Source organism: Dubosiella newyorkensis, from assembly GCF_001945605.1.
Classification (GTDB): domain Bacteria; phylum Bacillota_I; class Bacilli_A; order Erysipelotrichales; family Erysipelotrichaceae; genus Dubosiella; species Dubosiella newyorkensis.
In genome coordinates this window covers 1-1,310 of the sequence record NZ_MPKA01000036.1, presented here as the reverse complement: position 1 = coordinate 1,310, position 1,310 = coordinate 1, and the positions used below count along the sequence as shown (strand labels likewise).

Below are 1,310 nucleotides of genomic sequence, written 5' to 3'. Positions count from 1 at the left end.
AGCTCGATCCTTTCGAGAACAGTCTCTTTCTTTTCTGCGGTCGGAAAACATCCTCGATCAAGGGGATCCTTTGGGAAGAGGACGGATTTCTTCTTCTTGCGAAGCGTCTTGACGAAGGAAAGTTCCAGTGGCCTAAAAACAATGATGAAGTGCTTCTTCTCAGCGAACAGCAGCTGAGATGGCTTCTAGAAGGTCTGGGGATCGAGCAGAAATGTTCGATCCGCAAAAGCCGGGCGACAAAGATAATGTAATCAAATATGCTTTATATAAAGGGGAATTTGTTTATTTCCCTTCTTTTTTGTGGTATAATTGAAACATGGAAAAGGAAAAACAAACGACGGTCGAAGTGGATAAAGAACAGCTCGAAAAGATGATCAAAGCCATAGAGGATTTGACTGTTCGGATCGAAGAGCTGAACAAAACGATCAAACACAAGGACGCGATTATTGAAAAGCTTCAGCGGATGCTTTTCGGAAAAAAGAGCGAAAAGGCAAGACATGCGGAAATGATGGCCAACATGCCTACGCTCTTCGATCTCGAATATCCGGAACATTCAGTATTCCAGAAAAAAACGCTGCTGGAACAAAGACGATCTGGGCGATGTCGAAAGAACCAAGATCGTGATCGAAGCTGCAGAGGAAGAAAAGAAGTGCCCATGGTGCGGCAAAGAAATGGAGAAGATCGGCGAAGAAAAGGTGAGGACGCGGGTAATCATAGAAGAGCCGAAAATCCGTATCGAAGAGATCTATACCGAAACGTACGTCTGTCCCTCCTGCAGACAGGATGGAGAAGACGTGCTTTTCAAAACCGAAGCCCCTCTTCCCGTTATTCCGCATTCTTTTGCGAGCGCGGAAGCGATCGCTCATGTAGCCAACGAGCGTTTTGTCAAAAGCGTACCCTACAACCGGCAGGAGAAGGAGTGGAAATGGCTGGGTCTCTCCATCAGCCGGAGAACGATGTCCAACTGGATCATGGCGGTCTCCGAACTCTATCTTGAACCTGTCGTTCTCAAGATGAGAGAACATCTTCTGAAAGAAGAACTGTGCCACTGCGACGAGACCCCGATCCAGGTGCTCCGCGAAGAAGGGAGAAAGAACACTTCCAAATCGTGGATGTGGGTCTACAGCTCAGCGGCTGTTTCTCGAAAGCCGATCCGGATCTTTCAATACGCTCCCGGAAGAGGAAGCCGATATCCGAAAGCGTTCCTGGAAGGTTTTGAAGGATTTCTGGTAACCGATGGATATGGAGGCTACAGCCAGATCGAGAACACAAAACGAGCATTGTGCTGGGCGCATGTCCGCCGGAAGTTT

At 47.9% G+C, this 1,310-nt stretch carries 2 protein-coding genes; both read left to right on the top strand.

The features are described from left to right. A partial coding sequence (tnpB, locus tag BO225_RS01245) for an IS66 family insertion sequence element accessory protein TnpB (RefSeq protein ID WP_076340472.1) occupies window positions 1-251 on the top strand: 251 nt, incomplete at its 5' end. A gap of 282 nt (window positions 252-533) precedes the next feature. Continuing rightward, a partial coding sequence (gene tnpC / locus BO225_RS12085) for an IS66 family transposase (RefSeq protein WP_158023769.1) occupies window positions 534-1,310 on the top strand: 777 nt, incomplete at its 3' end.